The 23,999-nt window shown below is 50.5% G+C and carries 26 protein-coding genes, 1 tRNA gene and 1 pseudogene; 10 read left to right on the forward strand and 18 right to left on the reverse strand.

Features of this window, described 5'->3' with window-relative positions; genetic code table 11:
• Positions 1-12: 12 nt before the first annotated feature.
• From C2M29_RS03580 to C2M29_RS03600, 5 genes are all read right to left on the reverse strand, one after another.
• Positions 13-945 (reverse strand): histone deacetylase family protein, encoded by a 933-nt coding sequence (locus tag C2M29_RS03580; RefSeq protein ID WP_105188428.1) that lies wholly within the window; start codon positions 943-945, stop codon positions 13-15.
• A 131-nt stretch (positions 946-1,076) separates the two neighbouring features.
• Positions 1,077-2,624 (reverse strand): serine hydrolase, encoded by a 1,548-nt coding sequence (locus C2M29_RS03585; RefSeq protein WP_105188429.1) that lies wholly within the window; start codon positions 2,622-2,624, stop codon positions 1,077-1,079.
• A gap of 57 nt (positions 2,625-2,681) precedes the next feature.
• A complete protein-coding gene (locus tag C2M29_RS03590; RefSeq protein WP_105188430.1) occupies positions 2,682-3,194 on the reverse strand; it encodes a gamma-glutamylcyclotransferase family protein in 513 nt (170 codons plus the stop codon).
• Entirely contained in the window at positions 3,191-3,817 is a 627-nt protein-coding gene (locus C2M29_RS03595) for a LysE family transporter (protein WP_105188431.1), read from the reverse strand. Before C2M29_RS03595 ends, C2M29_RS03590 begins: the two co-directional genes overlap by 4 nt.
• A complete protein-coding gene (locus C2M29_RS03600; RefSeq protein WP_105188628.1) occupies positions 3,814-4,593 on the reverse strand; it encodes a hypothetical protein in 780 nt (259 codons plus the stop codon). Before C2M29_RS03600 ends, C2M29_RS03595 begins: the two co-directional genes overlap by 4 nt.
• Positions 4,594-4,813: 220 nt before the next feature.
• Here C2M29_RS03600 and C2M29_RS03605 point away from each other — a divergent pair, with 220 nt between their 5' ends.
• On the forward strand, positions 4,814-5,143 hold the full coding sequence (locus C2M29_RS03605) for a 5-carboxymethyl-2-hydroxymuconate Delta-isomerase (RefSeq protein WP_105188629.1): 330 nt from the start codon (positions 4,814-4,816) through the stop codon (positions 5,141-5,143).
• Here C2M29_RS03605 and C2M29_RS03610 read toward each other — a convergent pair.
• Positions 5,140-6,036 (reverse strand): amidohydrolase family protein, encoded by an 897-nt coding sequence (locus C2M29_RS03610; RefSeq protein WP_105188432.1) that lies wholly within the window; start codon positions 6,034-6,036, stop codon positions 5,140-5,142. The two genes, C2M29_RS03605 and C2M29_RS03610, sit on opposite strands and share 4 nt — an antisense overlap.
• A gap of 7 nt (positions 6,037-6,043) precedes the next feature.
• Positions 6,044-6,771: pseudogene (locus C2M29_RS03615) on the reverse strand (SDR family NAD(P)-dependent oxidoreductase).
• 74 nt (positions 6,772-6,845) lie between these two features.
• On the opposite strand from C2M29_RS03615, the gene C2M29_RS03620 reads away from it, so the two are divergent.
• Entirely contained in the window at positions 6,846-7,238 is a 393-nt protein-coding gene (locus C2M29_RS03620) for an acyl-CoA thioesterase (RefSeq protein ID WP_105188433.1), read from the forward strand.
• A gap of 3 nt (positions 7,239-7,241) precedes the next feature.
• Here C2M29_RS03620 and C2M29_RS03625 read toward each other — a convergent pair whose 3' ends face one another.
• On the reverse strand, positions 7,242-7,655 hold the full coding sequence (locus tag C2M29_RS03625; protein WP_158684641.1) for an META domain-containing protein: 414 nt from the start codon (positions 7,653-7,655) through the stop codon (positions 7,242-7,244).
• A gap of 166 nt (positions 7,656-7,821) precedes the next feature.
• On the opposite strand from C2M29_RS03625, the gene C2M29_RS03630 reads away from it, so the two are divergent.
• Positions 7,822-9,405: a S41 family peptidase gene (locus C2M29_RS03630; RefSeq protein ID WP_105188435.1), complete on the forward strand. Its 1,584-nt coding sequence runs from the start codon at positions 7,822-7,824 to the stop codon at positions 9,403-9,405.
• Positions 9,405-9,776: a hypothetical protein gene (locus C2M29_RS03635; protein WP_105188436.1), complete on the forward strand. Its 372-nt coding sequence runs from the start codon at positions 9,405-9,407 to the stop codon at positions 9,774-9,776. The genes C2M29_RS03630 and C2M29_RS03635 overlap by 1 nt, the downstream gene beginning before the upstream one ends.
• A 53-nt stretch (positions 9,777-9,829) precedes the next feature.
• On the opposite strand, the gene C2M29_RS03640 is transcribed toward C2M29_RS03635, so the two are convergent.
• The 4 genes from C2M29_RS03640 to C2M29_RS03655 form a co-directional block, all read right to left on the reverse strand.
• The gene (locus C2M29_RS03640) at positions 9,830-11,005 is read right to left on the reverse strand and encodes a mandelate racemase/muconate lactonizing enzyme family protein (protein WP_105188437.1); all 1,176 of its coding nucleotides are present in this window, start codon (positions 11,003-11,005) and stop codon (positions 9,830-9,832) included.
• A 12-nt stretch (positions 11,006-11,017) separates the two neighbouring features.
• The gene (locus C2M29_RS03645) at positions 11,018-11,785 is read right to left on the reverse strand and encodes a class II aldolase/adducin family protein (protein ID WP_105188630.1); all 768 of its coding nucleotides are present in this window, start codon (positions 11,783-11,785) and stop codon (positions 11,018-11,020) included.
• Between the two features lie 128 nt (positions 11,786-11,913).
• Positions 11,914-12,237 carry a c-type cytochrome gene (locus tag C2M29_RS03650; protein ID WP_105188438.1) on the reverse strand — a complete coding sequence of 108 codons (324 nt, stop codon included), beginning with the start codon at positions 12,235-12,237 and terminating at the stop codon, positions 11,914-11,916.
• Positions 12,238-12,371: 134 nt separating this feature from the next.
• Positions 12,372-12,914 (reverse strand): DUF2058 domain-containing protein, encoded by a 543-nt coding sequence (locus tag C2M29_RS03655; protein WP_105188439.1) that lies wholly within the window; start codon positions 12,912-12,914, stop codon positions 12,372-12,374.
• Positions 12,915-13,125: 211 nt separating this feature from the next.
• Between C2M29_RS03655 and C2M29_RS03660 the strand changes: the two genes are divergently transcribed.
• The gene (locus C2M29_RS03660; RefSeq protein WP_105188440.1) at positions 13,126-14,268 is read left to right on the forward strand and encodes an MFS transporter; all 1,143 of its coding nucleotides are present in this window, start codon (positions 13,126-13,128) and stop codon (positions 14,266-14,268) included.
• On the opposite strand, the gene C2M29_RS03665 is transcribed toward C2M29_RS03660, so the two are convergent.
• Positions 14,214-14,747, reverse strand: coding sequence for a prolyl-tRNA synthetase associated domain-containing protein (locus C2M29_RS03665; RefSeq protein WP_105188441.1), 534 nt, complete (start codon positions 14,745-14,747; stop codon positions 14,214-14,216). The genes C2M29_RS03660 and C2M29_RS03665 overlap by 55 nt on opposite strands.
• The gene (locus tag C2M29_RS03670) at positions 14,747-15,079 is read right to left on the reverse strand and encodes a hypothetical protein (protein ID WP_442792529.1); all 333 of its coding nucleotides are present in this window, start codon (positions 15,077-15,079) and stop codon (positions 14,747-14,749) included. The genes C2M29_RS03665 and C2M29_RS03670 overlap by 1 nt, the downstream gene beginning before the upstream one ends.
• A gap of 212 nt (positions 15,080-15,291) precedes the next feature.
• Between C2M29_RS03670 and C2M29_RS03675 the strand changes: the two genes are divergently transcribed.
• The 4 genes from C2M29_RS03675 to C2M29_RS03690 all read left to right on the forward strand — a co-directional run bounded on the left by C2M29_RS03675 (position 15,292) and on the right by C2M29_RS03690 (position 18,590).
• A tRNA-Ala gene (locus C2M29_RS03675) sits at positions 15,292-15,367 on the forward strand.
• Positions 15,368-15,666: 299 nt separating this feature from the next.
• Positions 15,667-16,530 (forward strand): DMT family transporter, encoded by an 864-nt coding sequence (locus tag C2M29_RS03680; RefSeq protein WP_105188443.1) that lies wholly within the window; start codon positions 15,667-15,669, stop codon positions 16,528-16,530.
• A complete protein-coding gene (locus C2M29_RS03685) occupies positions 16,527-17,246 on the forward strand; it encodes a glycerophosphodiester phosphodiesterase (protein ID WP_105188444.1) in 720 nt (239 codons plus the stop codon). Before C2M29_RS03680 ends, C2M29_RS03685 begins: the two co-directional genes overlap by 4 nt.
• Before the next feature lie 123 nt (positions 17,247-17,369).
• On the forward strand, positions 17,370-18,590 hold the full coding sequence (locus C2M29_RS03690) for a methyl-accepting chemotaxis protein (RefSeq protein ID WP_233998342.1): 1,221 nt from the start codon (positions 17,370-17,372) through the stop codon (positions 18,588-18,590).
• A gap of 57 nt (positions 18,591-18,647) precedes the next feature.
• Here C2M29_RS03690 and C2M29_RS03695 read toward each other — a convergent pair whose 3' ends face one another.
• Together C2M29_RS03695 and proB are read right to left on the reverse strand one after the other, a co-directional pair.
• Entirely contained in the window at positions 18,648-19,895 is a 1,248-nt protein-coding gene (locus tag C2M29_RS03695; RefSeq protein WP_105188446.1) for a glutamate-5-semialdehyde dehydrogenase, read from the reverse strand.
• Entirely contained in the window at positions 19,892-20,998 is a 1,107-nt protein-coding gene (gene proB, locus C2M29_RS03700; RefSeq protein WP_105188447.1) for a glutamate 5-kinase, read from the reverse strand. Before proB ends, C2M29_RS03695 begins: the two co-directional genes overlap by 4 nt.
• Positions 20,999-21,554: 556 nt before the next feature.
• Here proB and C2M29_RS03705 point away from each other — a divergent pair.
• On the forward strand, positions 21,555-23,408 hold the full coding sequence (locus tag C2M29_RS03705) for a cation:proton antiporter (protein ID WP_105188448.1): 1,854 nt from the start codon (positions 21,555-21,557) through the stop codon (positions 23,406-23,408).
• Positions 23,409-23,526: 118 nt separating this feature from the next.
• Here C2M29_RS03705 and rpmG read toward each other — a convergent pair whose 3' ends face one another.
• The gene (gene rpmG / locus C2M29_RS03710) at positions 23,527-23,682 is read right to left on the reverse strand and encodes a 50S ribosomal protein L33 (protein ID WP_099643121.1); all 156 of its coding nucleotides are present in this window, start codon (positions 23,680-23,682) and stop codon (positions 23,527-23,529) included.
• Positions 23,683-23,694: 12 nt separating this feature from the next.
• On the reverse strand, positions 23,695-23,931 hold the full coding sequence (gene rpmB / locus C2M29_RS03715; RefSeq protein ID WP_105188449.1) for a 50S ribosomal protein L28: 237 nt from the start codon (positions 23,929-23,931) through the stop codon (positions 23,695-23,697).
• Between the last annotated feature and the right edge of the window lie 68 nt (positions 23,932-23,999).

The raw sequence follows: 23,999 nt of genomic DNA on the forward strand, positions 1-23,999 counted from the left end.
GGTAGCGGGCTGTTAAAGCCCTTCATAGGCCGCCAGTTGCCCACGCAGATAATGCTCCACACCGCGGGCCAGGGCCGATAAATGGTAACCCCCTTCCAAGAATGACACTATGCCCAGCACGCCATGAGCCTTGGCAAACTCGCCGATACGCTGACTGAACCAGGCGTAATCCTGCTCGACAAATTTGAGTGCCGCCATATCGTCTTCAAGGTGACCGTCAAAGCCGGCGGAGACAAAGATCAGTTGCGGGGCAAAATGAGTTAAGGCCGGTAGCCACTGACTTTCGACCAGGCGGCGCAAGTCATCACCGTCGCTGGCCGGCGGCAGGGGCGATTGGATCAGGTTGGCTCTCTCGACCGGCTCGGGATTAGGATAGAGAGGGTTTTGGAACAAGGAGCACAGCAATACATTGCGCTCATCTGCAAAGATGCTTTGGGTGCCATCACCATGATGCACGTCTATGTCCAAGATAGCGATGCGTTGTATTCCCTGTTGCTGCGCGTAACGCACGGCGATAGCCAGGTTGTTGTAAACGCAAAAACCGGCGCTGTGCTCTCGGCTGGCATGATGGCCGGGCGGACGAACCGCACAAAAGCCGGCATCGATATTCCCCGCCAAAACCTCATCAACCGCCGTTAAGCCAGCCCCAACGGCCCGCTCTATGGCCTGCATGGACTCGGGACACAAGCGCGTATCGCCATCGAGGTCGGCATAACCAATATCCGGTATGCGTTGCTCCACCAAGGACACTAACTGCTCGGAGTGAACACTGAGAAAGTCCTGACGCTCGGCCTTACGCGCCTGTAATTGCGCTATTTCCAAGTCCAGGCCACTGGCGAGTAGGCGGTCTTGAATAACATCAAGGCGAGCGGGTGAGTCGGGATGATCGCTGCCCATTTGGTGGCGACGACAGGCAGGATGAGTGATAACGGCGATACGGGACATAGGCTGGCTACATTAAACACTTTTATCAACAGCTTAACAAAGTCGCAGGGCCATGACCCTGCGACTTTGGTGTTAGCTCGCTAGTAGCTTGCGAGTAGCTCGCTATTAGCAGCGTTCCATAACTATCGAGGCTACTTTTTCGGGCGTAAATCCAGGTTGCGAAAATCAAAGCTGAAATCGGTGATCTCGGTAGACACCGCGTGCATCTTCGCGCTGCTGACCTTATTCTGCTCATCCAGGGTAAAGTGGATAAAGGCATCGGCCTCAAGCAATGGCTCATCCCACTTGACGACAAAAGTATTGCCGCTGTGATGCTGCAATTCACCCTTTAAGCGCTTAGTGTGGGTAAAGTCAATGCGCAGCTTACCATCGAGTTGCTCGATCACCACATCGCCATACCAGGCATCCTGTAGGGTACCGGTATAGTAGATAGGCGGTAAAGCGCTTTGATAGTCCTCGACTAATGCTGGCTTAGCACTGCCATAGGCCTGCTCCTTGCCTTTGAAGTGACGCTCGGCAAAACGCTCCACATAGTCTTTATCTTCAAGCTCCAGGGCTTGTTCAAAGATCTCTTCGGTCACCGCCGAGAGCGCCGCAAAGGCCTGCTGATTTGACAGCACCACGACACCTAGCTTTTTCTCTGGCAACAGCGAAACCTGCGATACCATACCAAGAATGCCGCCGCCGTGACCGACGCGTTTATAACCATGGTAATCGACGATCGACCAACCTAAGCCATAGCCACTAAACTGTTGTCGCGAGGCCGCAAAAGCCGCCTTACTAACGGGACGATTAATATGCGGCAGCCACATTTGCTGTTGTTGTTTGGCGCTAAACAGGCTTTCACCATTGGCCATGACCCCAGCGTTAAGCTGAGTATTTAACCACAGGCTCATTTCTTTCACGTTAGAGGCGATGGCGCCGGCACCGCGAAAATCTTCCAAATAATTAACGAAGAAGGGATGGAGCTTGCCGTTTAAAGGAATATGGCCGGTGGCATAGTTGTCATTATCTTCATCGATACGGGAAAAGCCGGCGCGCGACTGCTTCATACCCAGCGGTGTTAGCATCTTTTGCTCGATAAAGTCCTGCCAGCTCATGCCGCTGACCCGCGCCACCACCTCCCCGGCGGTCACAAACATCAGGTTGTTGTAGGCATAGGCGCTACGAAAACTGGATTGCGGTTTAAGGTACTGCAGACCTGCAATGATATCGTCCACCGATTTATCCGTGTCTGGCCAAATCATCAGATCGCCCTGCCCCAATCCCAGGCCACTGCGATGACTGAGCAAATCACGAATGGTCATCTCACGGGTGGCATAGGCGTCATAAAGACGAAACTCGGGAAGATGGTCGATGACCTTGTCATCCCAGCTTAACTTGCCTTGATCCACCAGCATGGCCAAGGCCGCACTGGTAAAAGCCTTGGTATTTGAAGCTATGCCAAACAGGGTGTCGGCAGTCACCGGCTCTTTACTATCAAGGTGTCGTACACCAAAACCCCTGGCATAGACGAGTTCACCCTCTGCCACCACGGCCACGGCCATGCCTGGCACATCGAAGCGGGCCATGGATTGCTCAATGGCGGCGGTAATTTTTTGTTCTTCGAGCTTGGCTTGCGCCGGATTATTAAACCCCAGCAGCACTGCACTACATAGCAGCAGAGTTTTAAATTTCATTATTATTCCTTGTTGAGTTACTTCTAAATCCCGATATGGCGGCGGCTACTTAACGCCCTAATTGTTGCCCTTATCCGCCTGGTCGGCGTGGATCTGCATCTCCCGCAGGTGCCGCTCGCGATTAAGATCTTCAATACTGGCTTGGCGGGCGATTTCAGCAATATAGTGCTGTGGCAAACTCGCCTCTTGGGCACCCCGATACACATGCTGAACATACCAATCAAAAGGCAAGGCCACCCGATCCAGGGTGTTGGCGATATAACAATAGGCCCTGATTTGTTGCTGCTGCTCGACTAGGGTCACCTCAATGTACTCTACGTCATAGCGCGGCCCTTCAATGCGATGCAACGACTCCTGCTGCTCAGCGTCGAGCAGCCAAAGTACACCATAAACGCTGGCTCCGCTTTCGCGGTGAATGGTACATTTTCCCGAGCCATCAAGACTCAGCATATCGAAACCTAGGCGATAATCGCGCAAGTGCGCCACCCCGACGCGCTCTGCTTCTGGCAAACGCTCGCCAAGACGTTGTGCCGACATATTGGAACCGAATGCAAAATAATATTGTGTCATAACAACACCACCTGAATCGCTAACACTATCAATACCACACCAATGGCGCGGTCAAACCAAAACCCCTTGGCATTAAAAAATCCCCGAACCTGTTGCTTCGAGAGCAACAGAGAGAGCAAAGAAAACCAGGCCCAGGTTGCCAAGGCCATATACAGACCATAGCCCAATTGCACCATTTTTGGTGTTTGTACCGATACCACCAGGGTGAAGAGCGAGAGAAAAAACAAAGTCGCCTTGGGATTAAGGGCATTGGTTAAAAAGCCACGTCGAAAGGCCACCAGCAAGTTCTGGTGCAATAACGGTTGCGGTTGAGTCTGCTCAGAATCGGTCTTCGCCGGCTTGCTACGCAGCGCCTGGATGCCTAAGTAACCAAGATACATGGCGGCCAGGTACTTCAACACCATAAACAAGGTCGGCGCCTGAGAGATCAGTAAGGCAACGCCGAGCAAGCAGTAAAGGATATGAACCAGAATACCGGCGCCCACCCCGGCACTGGTTGCCAGGCCATTGGCGCGACCATAACTGACGCTGTGTTTTAGCACCACAGCAAAGTCAGGGCCCGGGCTGGCAACGGCAAAAAAATGAGCAATGGCTATGGCTGCAAACTCGGGCCAATAACTCATGCCTGATCCTTGGTGAGCAGAGATAGTAACAAGGGATCGGGGCTGTTTTGCGCCAACGCACGCAAGGTTTTCGTCGCCTTTTTAAAGTAGCTGCGCAGGTGCCCTTTTAGATGCGCCGCCCCTTTATCGATGCCCTTAATATGACAAAACAGCGCCAATAAAAACACCTGCTGTTGCTCGGACAGCTCACTGGAGCGATTGGCATAGGGGTTGTAACACTTACCGCAACCACCGCGAAATTGATATACGGTGTTGCTCAACATAACGCCAAAGCCAAAGAAGCTGGCGACCACCTCGGTGGCCGCATCCACATATTGTTCGCCGCCCGGAGGTAACTGTCCGCCCTGATAAATCATGACCCGCGCCATGCCTTGCGCAAAGCTGGCAATCAGGTCCTGAGGCTGGTTGATTTGTTGCGGGTTGTAAGACACCTGCACCTGTCCATCGCTACTGACTAAATGGGCCTGAGGGCCGCGTAAACAGTTGGCAAACTCCATACGTGGGAAGCGTTGCGGCTGACTTAGCTCGGGGGCGACCAACACCAGGGGCCATTTTTCGAGACCAGCGTACTGCTTTACCTGGGTAAAAACCTGTTCCGCCATTTGTGCCACACTATGGCTCTGACCAGAAAAAAATTCGTTGGTAGGTAGGACCAACTGCGTATGCTGGCGAAAATACTCACCATCAAAATGCTCAAAGGCCCACAAAAAGGTATCCAAGAGCCATTGCTGCTCTTGCTCTGCCAATAAAGGCGAGGGTTTTAACCAGCTCAACATAATCATTTTTATTGCAACTTAAGTTCTTACCTGCAAGCATACCAACTAAGTTTAAAAATAACAGCCGGGTGCGACAACACACGCTCGGTAAAACGGCGCTAACGCTTGGCAAGTCGAGTCAATGCGGGCTTTACTGGGAGAAACTGGCATTTTATTAAAAATGTGCTAAACCAGTTTAGTACTCACTGGCGCTACCTATGTAATGTTAACGAGTTTTACCATGCCCCATATCATCATAGAACACTCCGAAGATCTGCCGGTGCTACCACAAGTATTAGTGGACAAGATACATCAAGCCACCTATGCCAGCGGCCTTTTCGAACTCGCCACTATTAAGACTCGTGCCATTGCCTACCAGCATTATGAATTGGGTGAGGGTAAGGACGGCTTTATCCATATATGTGCCTACATTATGGCTGGGCGCACTCGCGAGCAAAAGCAGCAACTCAGTAGTCAATTATTAGAATGTTTGCGCACCTACTGCCGCCGTTCAGATTGTTTAAGCGTGGATGTACGTGATTTAGATCCAGAGATCTACATGAAGTGCTAGACGCCGGGGTGTTGCACCTCGGTGGTATAGAGACGGTGCGCATTGCTGTACGCCAGGGCACTGAAATAAGGTAAATCCATGTCCCGGTAGTCCTGCCAAAGCCGTTGATAGCTGCGACTGAATAAACACAGAGGAAAATTGCTGGCGAGCATAATGCGCCGCTCCCCCAATTGCGATATGGCCGTACGGATCACCTTTTGCTGCCAATTTATATCACCATCCGGGTAAGTAATTTCCCAGCCGCAACATTTAAGATGGATGTTGTTGCATGTGGCACACAGGCTTAGGCCTTCCAACCAGGCATCCCAGGTGTCTGGCGTCACCAAACCGGCATGATTGATCACTATCTCCAATTCAGGGTTGGCCTTAGCATGGGCCACCACAGCCGCCGCTAAGTCGGCTTCGTGAAGGCTAAACTGGGCCTCAAAAAGTAAGCCCAGTGTGGCAAGATGAACAAGGTTGCGGCCGACAGAGGGGCTTAACAGCCGTTTGCCCTCGGACTCTTCGGTAATGTCACGAATGCCACGCAATAAGGGCGATTTCAGCCGCGCCAGGGCTAGGTAAAATTCCTCAGGTGCTTGGTCTATGGCCGCATAACTGATTGCCGGCCCCTGGAAGTCTTGCTCTTGCAACCAGCTTAACTCCCTGTCGGGATGCTGGTTATCGAAACCAGCTTCGATATGGGCAACGCCTTTTAACTCCAGGCCGTGCCCGAGTATCAGGTCGGCCATGGAAAAGTCACGTTGAATGCACCGCTTTTGTGGCCAAAACGGCGGGCCCTGTTGTTTAAGCCAATGATAATCCCCACGGCCATAAGCAAAAAAATGCACATGGGGATCAAAGACGGGCGTTGCCAAGGGCTGTGCCGAAAGCGCTGCCAGAGAGGCCGTCATAGACTCGTTACTGCGCCGTATAACCACCGTCGATCACTTGCAATGAGCCGGTGATAAAGCTGGCGTCCTCACTGACTAAAAACGCCACCAGATTGGCCACATCTTCCGGCTGTCCTAAACGACCCAAAGGTTGTAAGGCCGATTCCTCAGCTACCACTTCATCCTTATTGGCACCGGTATTGGCACAGTAGTTATCAATGGCACTGTGGAATAATGGCGTTTCTATGGTACCTGGACACACGGCATTGGCACGAATGCCAAATTCGGCGTAATCCAGCGCCGTGGTTTTCGCCATCGAAGCGAGCGCCGCTTTCGACAGGTTATATGCGAAGGAGTTACGTTTACCCACCAAGGCCTATCGGAAGAAATATACACAATCGCCCCGCGCTTGGCGTCACGCATCAAAGGCAACACGGATTGGGTCGCGGCAAAGGCGCCTTTAATATTCAGAGCAATCACCTCATCAAGCATGGCTTCAGACGTTTGCTCTATGTTGGCACTGCGGTGAATACCGGCGTTGCAGACCAAGACATCTACTCGCTCTTCGCGCTCACAGATATCGGCAATGACGCGCTGTACACTGGCCACATCGCGAACATCACAGTGACGATACTCGCCGAGATCGGAAGTGACAATGTCGAGGTTATAAACACGATACCCTTGATTTACCAGCTTTTCTACAATGGCCAGACCAATTCCCTTGCTGCCACCCGTTACAATAGCGACTTCACTCATATTCATTTACGCCTTGATGTACATATCAGCTAATACTAGCATCAGCGCTAAATAAAAATATAGGATTAAAAATAATGACTTTTCGTCTCGATATGAAAGTGCGTGACTACGAATGCGATTTGCAAGGGATAGTTAATAACAGCGTGTACTTCAACTACTTAGAACACGCCCGCCATGAGTACCTGCTAGCACAAGATGTTGATTTTGTGGCTCTGGCCAAAGAAGGCATTAATTTGGTGGTGGTGCGCAGCGAAATGGATTACAAGGCTTCCTTGGTGCCGGGCGATAAGTTCTATGTCAGCGTCGAAATGGTGCGCGAAAGCCGCCTCAAGTTTGCTTTTATCCAGCATGTGTATCGCGCCAGCGATGACAAACTGGCGTTAAAAGCCAAGGTTATCGGCACTTCGGTCAATGCCGAGGGACGCCCCTTCTTACCCGAGCAATTAGAGCGTTTATTTGCGGCTTAGAGCCTACTGATTAGGCGCAGCGCCCAGGGTAAAGGTAAGGGTATGAGCCCCTGTTAAGATCAGGGTCTCATTCTCCACCTGCAGTAAGGGCGATGACTTTAAAGTGCTGAGTAAAGCACGCTCGTTACGCTGAGCCTCTCCCTCACAGACCCGATAGGTCATTCCCAAACCACTCACCTGCAATCTTTGCTCTTCCACCCTGGTGCTGGCGAAAAAGTTATTACAACCGGTGTGGCCATTTAACTGCAGCGCATCAATAAAGCCAACATAGGTGTTGTTGGTAGCGACCACTTGACCATCTACGCTGGTTAAATACCAATGTTGAAATTTCAATGCATCGGCCGTGCGTTGATCGTTTGCGGCACACGCCGTCAATCCGGTTAGTAACGCTGCCGCCAATATTAATTTTTTTCTCACCTTTGCGACCTTAGACTCGCAGCTGCTTATGGGCTCCAATGCTAAAGGAAAGGCCGTCAATTTGCACCGATAAGACCGCAAGAAAGTGCTAGAAATCACAACTTTTAACTTCCTTTTTACACCCACATACGCTTTAGTATAGAGTTAGTAACAGAGCACCTAAAAAATGGATTTCACTATGACGACCCAGCTTATTAAACCTTTACTTATTAGCGCCTTGAGCGCCTCACTGCTCGCCTGCGGTGGCGACGGTAGTTTTGACGGCGGCGACGGCGGCACTTCTTCCGGTTGGACTCAAGGCGTTTTTGCCCCGTCGAGTCAGTTTAAAGGACAATGTAACGCCCTCGACGAAAAAAACTGGTTGCGCTCTTGGAGCAATGAAACCTATTTGTGGTATGACGAAATTACCGATCGCGATCCCGCTTCCATTGTTGGTGTTATCGATTACTTTAATACCTTAAAGACCAATGCCACTACCGCCTCCGGAGCGGCTAAGGATAACTTCCACTTTAGCTTGCCCACCGACGAATACCAGAAAATGCAGGAAAGCGGTGCCGTGATGGGCTATGGCTTTAACTTCAAGCTGCTCCGCAGTGCTCCACCGCGCGAAGTGGTGGTTAGTTACACCGAGCCTGATACCCCGGCAAGTGCAGCAGGAGTTAGACGCGGCTGGGAAATCGTTGCCGTTAATGGTGTCGATATGATCAACAGCAATGATGTTGATGCCCTGAACAGCGCCCTGTTCCCAAGCACTAAAGGCGTACAAACCGACTTCACCTTTAAATTGGTCGGTTCAAATGAGGAGCGCAATATCACCCTGACAACCGGCGAATTTATCCAAGATCCGGTGATGAATGTGAGCACCATAGCCACCAACACTGGTAACGTCGGTTATGTCCAGTTTAACGACCACAATGCCCCGGCGGAACGCCAGCTGTATGATGCCTTTAATCAATTGGCAGGTAGCAACATCAGCGACCTGGTAATCGACATGCGTTACAACGGCGGAGGCTATTTGGCCATGGCGGCACAGCTGGGTTATATGGTTGCGGGCGCAGAAAACACCAGTGGCCTTATTTTTGAAAAAACCATTTTCAACGACAAATACCCAACCACCAACCCGGTGACCGGCAGCCCGCTGACGCCCTATCCCTTTATTGATGAGTATATTGCTTTCGATCCGGACTCGGGGATCAGCGAGGGCACCAAGTTGCCAAGCTTAAACCTTGAACGTGTCTTTGTGCTTTCTTCGAGCAACACCTGTTCGGCCAGTGAAGCGCTGATCAATGGCTTGCGCGGCATCCCTGCAGCGCGTGGTTTTGAAGTTATCCTCATCGGCGGTAATACCTGTGGTAAGCCTTACGGTTTCTATCCCACAGATAACTGCGACACCACCTTCTTCACCATTCAGTTTACCGGCGTAAACCATGCTGGCTTTGGTGAATACTCCGATGGTTTTGCACCACAAAACACGCCGAATGCCGAGCTAGCCCCCGTCTATGTACAAGGGTGTGCGGTAGCCGATGACTTCACCCACCTGCTGGGAGACAAAAACGAAGCCATGCTGGCGGCGGCGCTGAGCTATCGAACCTCTGGCGTCTGCCCGGCCCCCACCACGGCGGCGGGCTTAAAAGGCTATGCGGTGCAAAGCTCAGCCTCTGAGATGGGTGTCAGCCTCAGTGACAACCGCTGGCAGACCCAGTTGAAAAATAATCGCGTAGTGACTCCCCTACCTAAGGAGCTAAACTAATGCGTAAGTTTTGGCCTCACAGCCTGCTGGCGGCGCTCACACTGGCCACCAGCAGTGGCTGTAACAGCACAGTCAATCAAGACGAGTTGCGCCCGGCATTACTGACCGAGCCCAGCCAGCAAGAGGTTGCAGCCCTGGTCGCGAAGGCCTTGAACACCGAGGAAGTGAATGTCGGTGAAGAGGTGTTTATGCAAAAAAGCTCCTTGGTACTCGATTCGCCGCCCTTTACCGATGCGCAGGGTAACCCCCTGATGGGTAAGCAACTTGAGATGCCACAGCGCTTTATGCTGCTCACCGATGGCGAGCTATGTTATTTGCAGCACCTTAATAGTGAGCAACTCCTGCCCGCACCGACTCTTTCTTGTCGTTAATAAAAAAAGCGCCGGCTAAGACCGGCGCTTTTTTCTTACCCATTTTTGAATATCTATTTTATCTCTACCCGAGCCGAGCGCATCACCACCTCATCGTTAAGCTCGATACCAATACCCGGCTCCTCGCTTACCTTAAACTTACCCTTAACCGGTTGTGGGTCTTGAATACACAACTCACGGTTCCATTTTTTAATGGCGTAGGTGTGGTGTTCATGGATTAAGAAGTTAGGGATCGCCGTCTCCAAGTGCAGTGACGCCGCGGTCGCCACCGGCCCACCACAAACATGAGCCTGAATACGTACATCGAAAATATCGGCGTAGTCGCACACCTTTTTGGTTTCGGTAAAACCACCACACAGACCGATATCCGGCTGTAACACGTCGATGCTCTGATCTTCCAGATAAGGGCGTACCCCCCAACGGTTATACAAACGCTCACCACCGGCAATAGGCACGGCCACCTTATCGGCCACCTTGGCATGCAAGGAATGATTCAGGTAATTTACCGGCTCCTCGTAGTACATACAGTCAAATTCCTCGGCGATTTCACCAATTTGAATCGCCGATGTGGCGCCGGGCAGGCTGTGGCATTCAAAGATAATATCCACTTCATCACCCACCGCTTCACGGATAGCTTGCATACGGGCGCGATAAAGCTTCATCTCCGCACGGGAAATAATCTTGGTGCGATCATAATAGGTGTTGCCGTGCTTGTCGTATTGAATGGGATCGACCTTCACGGCATCATAACCCTCGGCCACGGCTTTGAGTGCCGCCTCGGCATATTCCTGCGGCTGCACCAGGGCTTTAAACTCGCTGTCCCAGTCAAATTGCAGCTGTGACGCATAGGTGCGCAACTCCTCGTTAACCTTGCCGCCGAGCAATTGATACACAGGCAGGCCTAGCGCCTTGCCCTTGATATCCCAAAGTGCCGTATCTATCGCGCTCATGGCGGCATAAACTACGGGACCACCGCCCAATCCCCAGAAGCTTTCACGCAACATGCGCGACCACAGCAGCTCGGTTTGAAACGGGTCATGGCCGATCAAAAAGGCCTCGGCCATTTCCTTGATCATCGCCGCCGCGGCACTGTGGCCGAGATCATAAGCCAACCCTGCCTCGCCAACACCGCTAATGCCCTCATCGGTGTGAATACGAACAAACACGGGCGTCCACGCCGGGCGGTCTGGGCAGTGAATGTCGAAAACTTCAACGCGATTAACTTTCATATTCTTTCCTTCTTATTCGGCAAAGCCAGGGTCCAGGCGATAGGCCTTACGCAGCATGGCCGGCCAGGCCTTTTGCCCACCGGTGCTGCCACTGTGTACCACGTTGGCCTGATGATAAATATTGTCGATAATGGCTTGAGGAACCCTTACCGGGTTCTGCTTCATGCTTTGTATGGCCACCTGAATCTCACAAGCGCGTTGCAAATCATAAAAGCGCATAAAGGCATCGCCCACGGTCGGCCCCACTGTTAATCCCCCATGATTTACCAGCAGCATATGATTGGTATTACCTAGGTCGCGTTGCAAACGGGCTTTTTCATCCTCGTTAACCGCTAACCCCTCATACTCGTGATACGACAAGGATGGCAGGGAAAACATCGAGTGCTGTGAATAGGGTTGTAGTCCGCCTTCGACGCTGGCCACGGCGATGGTTTCCTTGGTGTGCAGGTGGATCACGCAGTGGGCATCGTCACGTACTTCATGAATGGCGCTGTGGATGGTAAAACCGGCGGGATTAATCTCATGTGGCGTCTCATCTAAAACCTCCCCTTTGAGATTTACCTTCACCAGATTCGAGGCCGTCACTTCGTCAAAGCTTAGACCAAAGGCATTGACCAGATACTCATCGGTACCGGGGATGCGTGCCGACATATGGGTGTAAATTAAATCGCCCCAACGCATATGCTCGACCAGCCTGTAACAAGCGGCCAGATCAACGCGCAAGCGCCACTCTTGTTCACTGACCTTATCTTTGAGGTTTAATTTGGGTAACTGGGGGATCAGGGTCATGCACCACTCCACACGTTTAATAGATGTATAGAAGTCTAAACACTTATAGACCGCCATTCAACAAAAAACCACCGCAGAGTAAACTCATACGGTGGTTTTTTTGATACGGATAGCGAGCGTTATTTAACGCTGGCTAGGTACTCGGCAATAGCTGCAAATTCTTCGTCAGAAACATTGGCTACCATGGCTTTCATCGCCATTGACATACCATTTGAGCGAGCACCAGACTTGATGTCTTTCATTTGCGCCACTAGGTATTCTTTGTTTTGGCCAGCAAGCTTAGGATAAAGCGGCATAATTGGCGCATTGCCATCGGCACCGTGACAGGTGTGGCAGTTTTTCTCTGTGTATAACGCCTTGCCGTCTGCTGCTTGTGCATTCATCGCCATCGCAGACATTGCAATCGCACCGGCTCCCATAAGTACTTTAGTGATCTTTTTCATAATATTTACTCTTATAATTGACGGTAAAACAAGAGGGGATCCCCCCTCATTAGCAATGAGTGTAGACCCTTGTTCTTTACTGTAGCAACTAAGAATTAACAGACACTGAGCATCCGGCAATCAAAAATGGCGTCTTACCACATCAGATCATCAGGAACTTCATAGCCTGCGTAAGGATCGTCCTCATCGACATCTTTATCATCGTTTTCTACATGGAAAACAATATACTTTTCATCTACTTCTGCAATCTTACGCGCGGGCTCATCCTGCAATACGTAAAATTTCCCTTCAAGCACACAAATAGCTAAGCGGCCATTGGCCAGGGCTTTTTGCGTTTGCGCATTGACCTCAATCTCCTTCACCTTATTTTCATAAGTGAAGTTAAAGGTAAGTGGGCCGCGAATTTCGTCCTGGTTGTGATGCTCTAAAATCTGCTTCACACGGGCAACCTGTTCACGCTCTTTAATCTCTTCCTGGCGCTGTTCATTAAGCTGCGCCGCCTTTTCCTGCTGCGCCTTTTTGGTTTGCTCGATATGCTTTTGCAAATCACTTTGCTCTCTCGTTGCACCTTTTTTCTTCTTTTTCTTTTGTGCTTTGCGTTTTTCTGTTTTTGCCACCTTTGCCTTATGCTCGGTGGTTAAGCCTGCTTTAAGCAGCTGATCTTGTAAAGAACCCATAATTGTCACTTATTACCAACAAACCGAATTAAGGTTATTCTATACCAATTACATGAATATTTTGACCACCGGGGAAGAATATTGCGCTATGTTGTGGCCGAGTGACGGTATCATGGCCTAATCGCGCAAGCTTTGATTAATCGCAAGCTTTTCCCTCTGCCCTTGGCGCTATGATACACTCCTTCGTGCCTAGTCTTTGACGTCTCCTATTATGTCTTATTGGTTATTGCTGTGCTGCTCAGTGGTGATATTTTTTGTGCTTTATGCCGTGCAGCCCCTGCTCGCGCTCTTTGCCCAGCAATACCAGGTCAGTCCGGCCAGCGCTGGCTCACTGATGACCTTGACCATGCTGCCTTTGGCCATAGCCCCCTTGTTTTATGGGGTGTTGCTCAATCGTCGTAACCTCTATCGAGTGCTGCAACTGGTTATGCTGGTATTAGCCTTTAGCAATGCCCTCGTCCCCCTATGCACCGAATTTTGGCAGTTACAGTCGCTGCGTTTATTGCAAGGCCTGGCGCTGCCTGCTGCACTCACAGCCATGACCGCCAGCATCGTCCTGCGCTTTCAGGGGGAAGACATCAACGCCAAAATGAGCGGCTACATTGGCAGCACCATTGCCGGTGGTTTTTTAGGTCGGGCTCTGGCGGCAGGGTTTGCCGAATATCTCAACTGGCAGAGTTTCTTCTGGTTAAACTCCTTGCTCTTACTGTTATTAGCACTGCTTATTCGCGCCAAGGCCGACCCTGTCTATCAGGCTCACACGCCGTGGCGTGGAAATGTAAAGGCATTGGCCTCAATGCGTATTATCAGTCTTTATGGGGCGGTGTTTTGCATGTTCTTTTGCTTTGCGGCACTGCTGAACTACCTGCCCTTTATTTTACGCAGCACCTATGCCATGAGCAGCACGAAAAACATTGGCTTGGTGTATAGCGGCTATTTGCTCGGTGCCTTAGCGACCCTGGTCACACCCTATCTACAAAAGCGATGTCGCAATGTCTTTGCCTTACTCGGCGGCGTGTTTTTATTTTATTGCGCTACCATAGCGCTGATGTTTTACCAGCATTTACCCGTGTTTTTAATCGCCTTTACCTGTTTCTGCGCCGCCATGTTTATTATTCACGCCACTGCCGCGCCCCTGGTAAATCGTCTCAGCAATGCCAGCGCCAGCCTCACCAATGGTGGATATGTGTCGTTTTACTACAGCGGCGGAGCCCTCGGCTCCTTTCTACCCGGGTTGCTTTACCAGGAATATGGCGAATATGCGTTTCTAACTTGTCTCTTATTGGTGTGTTTGGCGGGCTATGGCTTGATTGTGCTGCCGCAACGTTTGGCCACAGGTAACACCAAGGGCTGACGTTGCCAGTGCCCAAACAGGGTGTTTAGTCCGGTTTTAGGTAACAGCCAGGTCTGTTCGTTATCGAAAGGGTGACAATGGTAGAGGGTGTCGTCTTGGGTATCGGCCCAAATAGCCTCATCCAGCCACAACTCCACCTGCTGCTGCGGATCGTTCATCAGCGCCAGCATGGACACGCAGCCGGGGCGCACTCCCAGGTAGCGCAACAAGCGCTCGTCGGAGGCAAAACCCAAACGGGAAACCCGCTGCGCCTTTGACAATGCTTTAAGATCCACCTGCGCATTATGCGCGGTGATCAGTAAAAAATGGCGACGACCGTAATTGTCACGTAAAAACAGGTTCTTCAAACGCATACCGGGTCTGTGCAGGGCGATTTCATCGGCGGCGCTGGCGGTGGCCAGCGGCGGATGGGTGACCTTTTCACAATCGATATTCAGCTGAGACAGCAGCGCTGCGAGCGCTTCTATGCTGGCGGCCATTACAAGCAGATCCCACGTAGTTGCACGCTAAAGTCGCGCCATAACACTTCATTGATTTCGTAGGCATCGGGGCAATACTTGCGCTCTTTGAGCTCTTTTTTCAGTGCCGCCGCCGCGTCATCCTCAAGTTGTAATTTAAGCACCCTGGACTCATCGAAATGTTCACGCTCGATATACCGCTTTAATTGCTGGCGACTAATGGGCTTGCTGGGATCCAACGCGGCGCGCCTGTTTGCTTTAACGGTCATCACATAGGCAAATATTTTTCGCCCTTGGTCGTCGGTTTTAGCGTAAAAATCCTGGCTATGTATTTCATATTGACGCTCATCCACAGCGGAAGAGCACCCTAGTAGCAAGGCTGTGAATAATAAAAGGGACAGAGCGCTTTTCATAACTTCGACTGTTTTTCTTATACTTACCCGCTACTGTAACAAAGCACGCATATTTTTGGTCAATTTATCACGATTTTTTCTGGCCCACGCTTGACCGGGACCCAATAATTTATAAAATAATCTCTATTCCTTCGGGAACTCACCTAAGAAGTGGGGCTATAGCTCAGCTGGGAGAGCGCCTGCCTTGCACGCAGGAGGTCAGCAGTTCGATCCTGCTTAGCTCCACCACTTTCTTTCTAAATAGACTTTTGTGTTAACCTGGCATCCAAGCCCATCCCCCGGCTCGATATCCTTATCTCGCGTTCAAAACTAAAAAAGCAGTGCTTTTTTCGGGCGTTTTTTACCCTGCTTAGCTCCACCACTTTCTTTCTAAATAGACTTTTGTGTTAACCTGGCATCCAAGCCCATCCCAATCACATTCACTCTGTAGATTAGCCCTTGGTCGCATTTACACGAAAATGCCTGGCTTCTTAATATCTCTGCCTTAAATGCCATGATATGCTTAAAAAAAAGCTAGCCGTGCCGTTATGAATCCGCATAAACAAAGCCTTATTTATCTGCATATTGCCGTGCTCTTATTTGGCGGCACCGCCCTGTTTGCCAAACTGATCAATCTCTCGGCCTTAGATATTACCGTTTATCGCACTGCGGTGGCTGCCGCGGCACTCGCCTTACTGCTTGGCTTTCAGGGTCAGCGCTTGCGTTTAAATAGTCGTAAAGATTATGCCATTGCCCTGGCCCTTGGCATGATTGTCGGCATACATTGGGTTACCTACTTTGCCGGTATGCAGCTGGCGGGGATCACCATAGGTATTATCGCGTTTTTTAGTTACCCGGTGCTCACCGTCTTGATTGAGCCTCTGATTCATCGCCAGCTCCCCAAAGCTAAGGACATACTCGGCGCTCTGGTGGTCAGTCTGGGGATCTATCTTTTGGTGCCGGAAGCAAATTTAGGCAATGATGTGACCCTGGGGATTGTTACCGGGGTATTTTCGGCCTTATGTTTTGCGCTGCGTAATATTTTTCAAAAGCGCTATTTCACCCATTACAGCGGCCCACAGACCATGTTCTACCAAACTTTGGTCGCGGCGCTTATGCTATGCGCCTTTGTAGAGGTTCCCGTGGCGGATATACCCGAGCGCGACATTGCTCTGTTGTTATTAGTGGCGGTGGTTTTTACCGCCGCTCCCCATGCCCTTTTTGCGGCCTCGTTAAGAGGCCTTAGCGCCACTACAGCCGGGCTTATCTCTTGCTTACAACCCTTGTATGCAACGATTTTGGCGTTTATGCTGCTGCAGGAGCGTCCCGACACGGCAACGCTATTAGGTGGCGTATTGGTGGTCTGTGCCGCCCTCTTTGAAACATGGTCAGTATCGAGGCAATCGAAATGAAAGTTTTTGCACACCGCGGGGCCAGCGGCAACTACCCGGAAAACACCCAGCTCGCCATTAGCTCGGCGTTAGATGTTGGCGTTGATGGTATTGAGGTAGACTTACAAAGTTGTTTGGATGATTACGTTATTATTCACGACTCCTGGTTGGATAGAACCACCTCTGGGCAGGGCAAGGTCAATGCCATCCCCTTTGCCGATATTCAAAAAGTGGATGCCGGGCTAGGACAAAAGGTGCCGGGCCTGCAAGACGTGATCAACTGGGTGGGCAATAAAACCGTCTTGAACTTAGAATTAAAGCATACCTTTTCGCTCGATAAGCTGGTCAGCACCTTGGAGCACAATGTCGCTCAGGGCCGGCTCAACCGCGACCAACTTATTGTCTCTTCTTTTGATCACCATCAACTGCAATGGTTGAAGCAGAATCTGCCCTGGGTCAAAATTGGCGCATTAACATCGTCCATTCCTTTGGGTTACGCCGAATTTGCACAGCGCCTCAATGCCTATAGTCTGCACCTGGATAAAAACTTTGTTAATCATCAGTTTGTCGCCGATGCCAAGGCGCGGGGGTTGGAAGTCTATGCCTACACGGTAGATAAGGATGAAGACATCTTAACCATGCAGGCACTAGGGATAGATGGTGTCTTTACCAACTTCCCTTTTAATACCAAGCAGTTATTGGCACAGCATAGGGATGCTTCAAAAGGCGTCGCTTAGGAATAACTTTACACCACTGCGCCCTATAGTTTTTCTGGCCGTGGCCGATAAGGTTTTAAGCGATTGTTTTCGCCAATCATGGCTGAAAATACCCGCTCTACTGGCAGATGGAGCAAGCATTTAATGAGTCGGTTTATGCGCATTTACAACTATATTGAACAAACGTTTTTTTACACGCTGACGCGCAAGATTGTTGGTAACCTCAGCTTTTTGCTGCTGTTGCAACTGCTCAGTCTATTTTGGCTTTATAAGGAGCTGGCGGCGAGCGGCCAAGGATTAGGGCTGTTCTTCGTGCTCACCACTGTGATTCTCGGCGGCTTTATCTTCACCATATTCTATATGCGCCATCTGATGGTGCGCCCGGTGCAGGCAATGCGCGACACCCTGATCCAAATAAACAGCCAGGATGCCACCCTCAATGCCCGGCTGCCGCAATTTACCTTTGATGAGTTCCACGAGCTCAGTGAACAATATAACCAGTTTGTACATCACCTCGGCGAGTTATTGACGAGCACTTATCATGGTGCAGCCCAGGCCGCCAACAGTAACCAACAGGTTAACTTGTCGATGCAAAATACCGCCGAGCTCGGTGCGCAACAGCTGCAATTTAGCAATGAGATTGCCGCAGGGACCGCACAGGTTACGCAAAGCCTGGAGCAAATTGTCGCCAGCACAGATGCGGTTTTTAACGCTAACAGCGATAACCTGATCTTTGTGCAGGGTTCCTCCCAAGAGCTTGCTCAACTGGTGGCGAAAATCCAGCAAATCACCCAGCTATTGGCGCGCTTTTCCGATACCGTTAGCGGGTTAAAAGAAAACTCGGAAAACATTCGCAATATTTTGAAAATGGTCGAAGGGTTTGCCGATCAAACCAATTTACTGGCCCTCAATGCCGCCATTGAGGCCGCTCGGGCCGGAGAAGCCGGTCGCGGCTTTGCCGTGGTCGCCGACGAGGTCAGAAGCCTGTCGCTTAAAGTCAGCAATGCGACCGGACAGATCAGTGATTTTATCAATCAAATGAACAGCCTGGTGGCCGACACCAGCGAAGAGTCACTCTTGTTGATAGACCATTCGTCGGAGGCGGAGCAAGCCATCAATAGCACCGCCAATGGTTTTAGCCAGTTGGTCAGCGACTTCGAGCAAAACCAGCGCCAGCTTCAGGAAATCGTCGCCGCGGTGCATGAGCTGGAGCAAAGCCAGGCGCATACGCATAAATCGGTGGAGCACATCAGTTTGCTGGGACAAGATGCCAAAACACAAATAGATCAGGCGGCCCAGCAATGCGCCCACTCCGAGCATTTAACCCGCAGTACACAAAGCGATTTGCAGCGCTTTGTCAGTTAAGTAACTACCCGCATAAAAAAAGCCGCTTGATAGCGGCTTTTTTATTACTGATCCTGCTTAATCGCGCACCTGACCGATGCCATTCACCAGGTATTTTTCCGTGGTGAGTGATTCCAGCCCCATGGGACCGTAGGCATGCAGCTTGGTAGTGGCAATGCCAATTTCGGCGCCTAACCCCAACTGCGAACCATCGGAGAAGCGTGATGACGCGTTCACCATGACTACGGAAGCATCGACACTGCGCTGGAACAGCGCCGCCGTTTGCTCGTTTTGGGTGCAGATCACCTCGGTATGAAAACTACCGAAACGATCTATATGCGCCACGGCGGCGTTAAAGTCTTCTACCATGCGCACGGCGATTTCTAAATCCAGGTATTCTTCACCGAATTCGTCTTCATTGATGACCTTGGCACCGTCAAAATACTGTGCGGCCTGGCTATCGGCGTTAATACGAACACCTTTTTCGGCCAACGCCTTGGCGGCCATAGGCAAGAATTTCGGGGCAATATCCTGATGCACCACCAGCCCTTCCAAGGCATTACATACACCGGTACGTTGCGTTTTACCGTTTAACAGCAGATTTAACGCGATATCCAGGTCGGCGTCTTTATCCACATACAGGTGGCACACGCCTTTAAAGTGCTGGATCACCGGAATAGTGCTGTTTTCGGTGACAAAATTAATCAGACCTTCGCCGCCGCGAGGGATGATAAGGTCGATTGTCTCGCGCTGGCGCATCAGCTCCATCAGCAGGCCACGGTCCGGATCCGGGATCACCGAGATCAACGCCGTTGGCAAATTATGCTGCTGCAGAACCTGATGCAGTACCTCGGCAATGGCCATGCTTGAGGCCAGTGCCTCTTTACCACCGCGTAAAATAACCGCATTACCGGATTTAAAACACAGGGCACCGGCATCGGCGGTGACATTAGGGCGCGCTTCGTAAATCATGCAGATCACCCCAAGCGGCACGCGCATTTTATTAATTTTAATGCCATTGGGGCGCTCGCCCAACGAACGTAACTGGCCGACCGGGTCGTCCAATTCGGCAATGGTTTCTATGCCGACGGCCATATCTTCGATGCGCTCATCGGTCAGGGTTAGGCGGTCTACCATGGCTGGGGCCAGGTTATTGTCCCGGGCCTGGGCAAGATCTTGCTCGTTACGTGTTTTGATCTGCTCTTTATTGTCACGCAGTGCCTTGGCCATATTTCGTAATACGGCGTTTTTACTTTCGGTATCAAGCAATGCCAATACCTTGGCGGCCTTGGCTGCTTGGGTAGAAATATCCTTAACTAAACTCATGATCTCTCCAATACTGCGATGTCTTCATCTGAAATAATCGGGCCGATTGAATCTTGCACCTCATCGCTGAATTCTGTGCTTTCGTTCTCGGCTATAAAGTTCAACAAACAACTACTGTAGTTGGCCTTGGCCTTGGCGAGCCTAGTCCCATCATTACTACGGACTAATATGGTGTCGCCTACCGCAAACTCGCCCCGCACCTCGACTATCTCATGGGGATTAAGCTGCTCGCAATTTGTATCCAAAGGCTCAGAAAAACTCCCTTCAATCACCACCTCACCCTGCTCGCTAGCGGTATGGGTACGCCAGTGAATTGCTTCCTGCATCGGCTTTTCATAGGGTTTAAAGATAGTGCCCGGGTTTTCCCCCTCAAGTAAACGATTAAAAGTTTGTTCCTTAAAACCATTTAGAATAAAGGTGGTGATCCCGTGCGACGTTGCCTTCTCTGCCGCTTCGATTTTGGTTTTCATGCCACCTGTCCCAACGGCACTGGTGGCACATCCGGCCATGGCATAAATCGACTCGTCGATCTTGCTTATCTCGGGCAGCAACACCGCATCGCTGTGCAAATTCGGGTTTTTATCGAATAAGCCATCAACATCGGAGCAAATCATCAAGGCATCGGCATCTGCAGCACCCGCCACCATGGCGGAAAGGTTGTCATTATCGCCAACCTTGAGATCATCGGTAGTCACCGTATCGTTCTCATTAATAATAGGCAGCACACCGTGATCAAGCAGAGTAAAGATGGTTTCACGAATACTTTTATAACGCTCACGGTCACGCAAGTCACCATGGGTTAGTAATATTTGCGCCGAGGGAAAGTCAAAAAACCTGTCCCAAGTGGCCATCATCTCGGTTTGTCCGGCCGCAGCCATGGCTTTTTTCATGGCCACCGAACGGGCTTTTTCGGCTGGAAAAAGGTGCGAGCCAGCAGCCACCGAACCAGATGAGACTAAGATCACCTCAATACCTTGCGCACGACAACGAACAATAAACTGCGCGATGCTAAGCAGGTAGCGCGAGCTACAACCATTTTGCTCTGGCGCAATCAAGGCGCTGCCTACTTTGAGTACGATACGTTGCCATTTAAAGTTTTGCATGTGCTTTATATTCCTTACCGAATGGGTTACTCAGGTTATAAGCCAGCTCATTGCATCGGCTATCGCCAGTGCGATAACGCGTGTTGATAAGGGCCTAATTTACATAATAAAAAAGCCGCCATAGAGCGAGCCGAGATTAACCAAGGCATGCCTGTGCTACCGCATTAACACTTTAGACCAGGCGAATACCCAAGGGAGTTAAGAAAAAGCACTAACAGTTATGGTTTGTCAGCTCAAAATGAGTCAAAACCACAATTAATTAGCACTCTAATGTTTTGTCTACGAACGTTATTATGCGGGTTTGAAATTAATTATCAAGCAATAACGGGCTATAGAGAACATAAAAACCATTTATAATAGGGTATTTCGCCGCATAAAGAATGGGGGGAATAAGTTTAAAAACGAACAAAAAGATTAGAGGTGATATTAATCATCCCACCTAAAACGAGGACACCCATATAGAAAAAGACAACACAGTGATTTTACCGGACCGACATTGTCATCGGCGCTCACTTACCTCATACTTAAGTTTCATGGATAGACTAAAAGGGTCTTTATGTCAGCAATTTATATTGCAGGAATTGCGCTTTGCAGTGTGATTGCGCAGTGGCTCGCCTGGGCCTTTCGCGTTCCCGCTATTTTATTTCTCCTCTTGATTGGCCTCCTACTCGGGCCTGCCACTTCCCTACTCAAACCAGATGAACTGTTAGGCGAACTGCTTTTTCCCGTGGTCTCCCTATCGGTGGCAGTGATCCTGTTCGAAGGCGCTTTAACACTGCACTTTCGAGAGCTTAAAGGCATAGGCAAGGTGGTGCGAAATCTGTGCTCGGTGGGTATGCTGCTGACCTTTTCGGTGATCGGTGTCAGTGCCTACTGGATACTCGAGCTGGACTGGCGGGTTGCTGCGGTACTGGGTGCTGTTTTAGTGGTGACCGGGCCCACGGTGATAGCCCCTCTGCTCAATGCCATGCGGCCGAATCAAGACATTGACCGGGTGCTGCGCTGGGAGGGCATAGTGATCGATCCTATCGGCGCCTTATTTGCGGTGTTAGTGTTTGAAGCCGTGATGCTGGTTGGCCAAAGCGATGTATTTAGCCACACCCTGGGCGCCTTGGTGACCACCTTAAGTGTCGGCTTTTCCCTCGGCGCCGCCGCGGGCTGGATCACTACCCTGCTTATTCGTCGTGAGTGGCTGCCTTATGAGTTGCATAAATTCTTCACTCTGGCTCTGGTGCTGCTCAGCTTTACCGTCTCCAATCATTTAAGTCATGAGTCGGGCCTGTTAGCCGTGACCGTATTTGGTATCTGGTTAGCAAATCAGGATGATTTGGAAATCGACTCGGTGCTGGAGTTTAAAGAAGACTTGTCGATGATCCTGATCTCCACCTTATTTATCCTCTTGGCCGCTCGCCTGCAATTGTCGGATTTAATGGCCTTGGATGCCCAGGTCTTTATCTTTCTCGCCATCGTGTTGTTTGTGGCCCGCCCCTTGAATATCCTGCTCTCCACCTATGGCAGCGATCTGCCGTTTAAGTCGCGCTTAGTACTGGCCTGGATAGCACCGCGAGGCATAGTCGCAGCGGCGGTGGGGTCGGTATTCGCACTCAGTATGGCCGAGGCCGGAATCCTCGATGCCAATAAAATGGTGCCGCTGATCTTTACCGTAATTATCGTCACCGTAATCCTTAACAGCCTCAGTGCCGTGCCCTTAGCTAAACTGTTGGGAGTACGTCAACCGGCACCCTCTACCCTGCTAATCATTGGTGCCAACCACGTTTCTCGCGCCATTGCTCGCGGCTTAAAGGATCAGGAGATCGACGTCCACCTATCCGATCCAGCCTGGGAAAACTGCAAAATGGCACGCATGGATGGCCTTCCCTGCTACTACGGGAACCCACAATCCGAGCATGCCGAACGTTACCTCCCGTTGACCAGCCTTAGCAAGGTATTAGCCCTCTCACCAAACCGTCATCACAATGCTCTGGGTATTCAGTACTTCAGTCATTTGTTGGGAGAGAATAAGGTGTTTTCTTTAAAGTCGTCGCAAAGTCATGCCAAGGCCAACAAGGACAGCGCCACCTTTTTGTCGCGACAGATCCTCTTTGGCGAAAACGGCTCCTACGCCAAACTCAGTAGCCTGATAGCCAAGGGCGGTAAGGTAAGCGCTACGCGCTTAAGTGAAGAGTTTGACTGGCAGCAATACCAGGAAGTAAACGCCGAGGCCATTCCACTGTTTATTATCGATGCAGATAAATCAGTGCGCATCATCACCGAGCAGATGGAGCGACCTCCGGAGGAAGGAGAGAAAATCGTGGCACTGCAGCCGCCGAAAATGTCGATGCTCAAAGGAAGCCAACAAAACGCGCCAACGAAGAACCCGCAGTTACAGGCGACGAAAAACCCGGGTTAATGCCCGGGTTTTCTGTTCGCCAAATATCGACTTACGCGTGTAATCGCTTCTTCAGGCAACAAAAAACCCGACATTAAGTCGGGTTTTTTAGCATATGCTGTTAAAGCTTAGAATCAAATTACTTGATTTTCGCTTCTTTGAAGATCACGTGTTTACGAGCCTTAGGGTCGTATTTTTTGATCTCCATTTTTTCAGGCATGTTACGCTTGTTTTTGTCGGTAGTGTAGAAGTAACCAGTACCGGCAGTTGAAACTAGACGAATCTTATCGCGCATGACTTAGGTTCCTTAAACTTTTTCGCCGCGACCACGGATTTCTGCTAGAACCGCGTCGATGCCTTTCTTGTCGATAATACGCATACCTTTAGTAGTAGTACGTAGTGATACAAAGCGTTTTTCGCTTTCAACCCAAAAACGGTGAGTTTGTAGGTTAGGTAGGAAACGACGCTTAGTCGCGTTGCGCGCGTGTGAGCGGTGGTTACCTACCACTGGGCGCTTACCTGTAACTTGACAGACTTTAGACATGTCTATTTATCTCCAATAACTTCGCTCGAGCTTAATTTTCCCTTATGGCCTTTTTGTATATTGCCCCG

Origin of the sequence: Pseudoalteromonas sp. T1lg48 (assembly GCF_002964785.1) — a bacterium.
Classification (GTDB): domain Bacteria; phylum Pseudomonadota; class Gammaproteobacteria; order Enterobacterales; family Alteromonadaceae; genus Pseudoalteromonas.

Coding starts and splice junctions, on each gene's coding strand:
- C2M29_RS03580 (WP_105188428.1), bottom strand. CDS start 945: ATGTCCCGTATCGCCGTTATCACTCATCCTGCCTGTCGTCGCCACCAA.
- C2M29_RS03585 (WP_105188429.1), bottom strand. CDS start 2,624: ATGAAATTTAAAACTCTGCTGCTATGTAGTGCAGTGCTGCTGGGGTTT.
- C2M29_RS03590 (WP_105188430.1), bottom strand. CDS start 3,194: ATGACACAATATTATTTTGCATTCGGTTCCAATATGTCGGCACAACGT.
- C2M29_RS03595 (WP_105188431.1), bottom strand. CDS start 3,817: ATGAGTTATTGGCCCGAGTTTGCAGCCATAGCCATTGCTCATTTTTTT.
- C2M29_RS03600 (WP_105188628.1), bottom strand. CDS start 4,593: ATGTTGAGCTGGTTAAAACCCTCGCCTTTATTGGCAGAGCAAGAGCAG.
- C2M29_RS03605 (WP_105188629.1), top strand. CDS start 4,814: ATGCCCCATATCATCATAGAACACTCCGAAGATCTGCCGGTGCTACCA.
- C2M29_RS03610 (WP_105188432.1), bottom strand. CDS start 6,036: ATGACGGCCTCTCTGGCAGCGCTTTCGGCACAGCCCTTGGCAACGCCC.
- C2M29_RS03620 (WP_105188433.1), top strand. CDS start 6,846: ATGACTTTTCGTCTCGATATGAAAGTGCGTGACTACGAATGCGATTTG.
- C2M29_RS03630 (WP_105188435.1), top strand. CDS start 7,822: ATGGATTTCACTATGACGACCCAGCTTATTAAACCTTTACTTATTAGC.
- C2M29_RS03635 (WP_105188436.1), top strand. CDS start 9,405: ATGCGTAAGTTTTGGCCTCACAGCCTGCTGGCGGCGCTCACACTGGCC.
- C2M29_RS03640 (WP_105188437.1), bottom strand. CDS start 11,005: ATGAAAGTTAATCGCGTTGAAGTTTTCGACATTCACTGCCCAGACCGC.
- C2M29_RS03650 (WP_105188438.1), bottom strand. CDS start 12,237: ATGAAAAAGATCACTAAAGTACTTATGGGAGCCGGTGCGATTGCAATG.
- C2M29_RS03655 (WP_105188439.1), bottom strand. CDS start 12,914: ATGGGTTCTTTACAAGATCAGCTGCTTAAAGCAGGCTTAACCACCGAG.
- C2M29_RS03660 (WP_105188440.1), top strand. CDS start 13,126: ATGTCTTATTGGTTATTGCTGTGCTGCTCAGTGGTGATATTTTTTGTG.
- C2M29_RS03665 (WP_105188441.1), bottom strand. CDS start 14,747: ATGGCCGCCAGCATAGAAGCGCTCGCAGCGCTGCTGTCTCAGCTGAAT.
- C2M29_RS03680 (WP_105188443.1), top strand. CDS start 15,667: ATGAATCCGCATAAACAAAGCCTTATTTATCTGCATATTGCCGTGCTC.
- C2M29_RS03685 (WP_105188444.1), top strand. CDS start 16,527: ATGAAAGTTTTTGCACACCGCGGGGCCAGCGGCAACTACCCGGAAAAC.
- C2M29_RS03690 (WP_233998342.1), top strand. CDS start 17,370: ATGAGTCGGTTTATGCGCATTTACAACTATATTGAACAAACGTTTTTT.
- C2M29_RS03695 (WP_105188446.1), bottom strand. CDS start 19,895: ATGAGTTTAGTTAAGGATATTTCTACCCAAGCAGCCAAGGCCGCCAAG.
- proB (WP_105188447.1), bottom strand. CDS start 20,998: ATGCAAAACTTTAAATGGCAACGTATCGTACTCAAAGTAGGCAGCGCC.
- C2M29_RS03705 (WP_105188448.1), top strand. CDS start 21,555: ATGTCAGCAATTTATATTGCAGGAATTGCGCTTTGCAGTGTGATTGCG.
- rpmG (WP_099643121.1), bottom strand. CDS start 23,682: ATGCGCGATAAGATTCGTCTAGTTTCAACTGCCGGTACTGGTTACTTC.
- rpmB (WP_105188449.1), bottom strand. CDS start 23,931: ATGTCTAAAGTCTGTCAAGTTACAGGTAAGCGCCCAGTGGTAGGTAAC.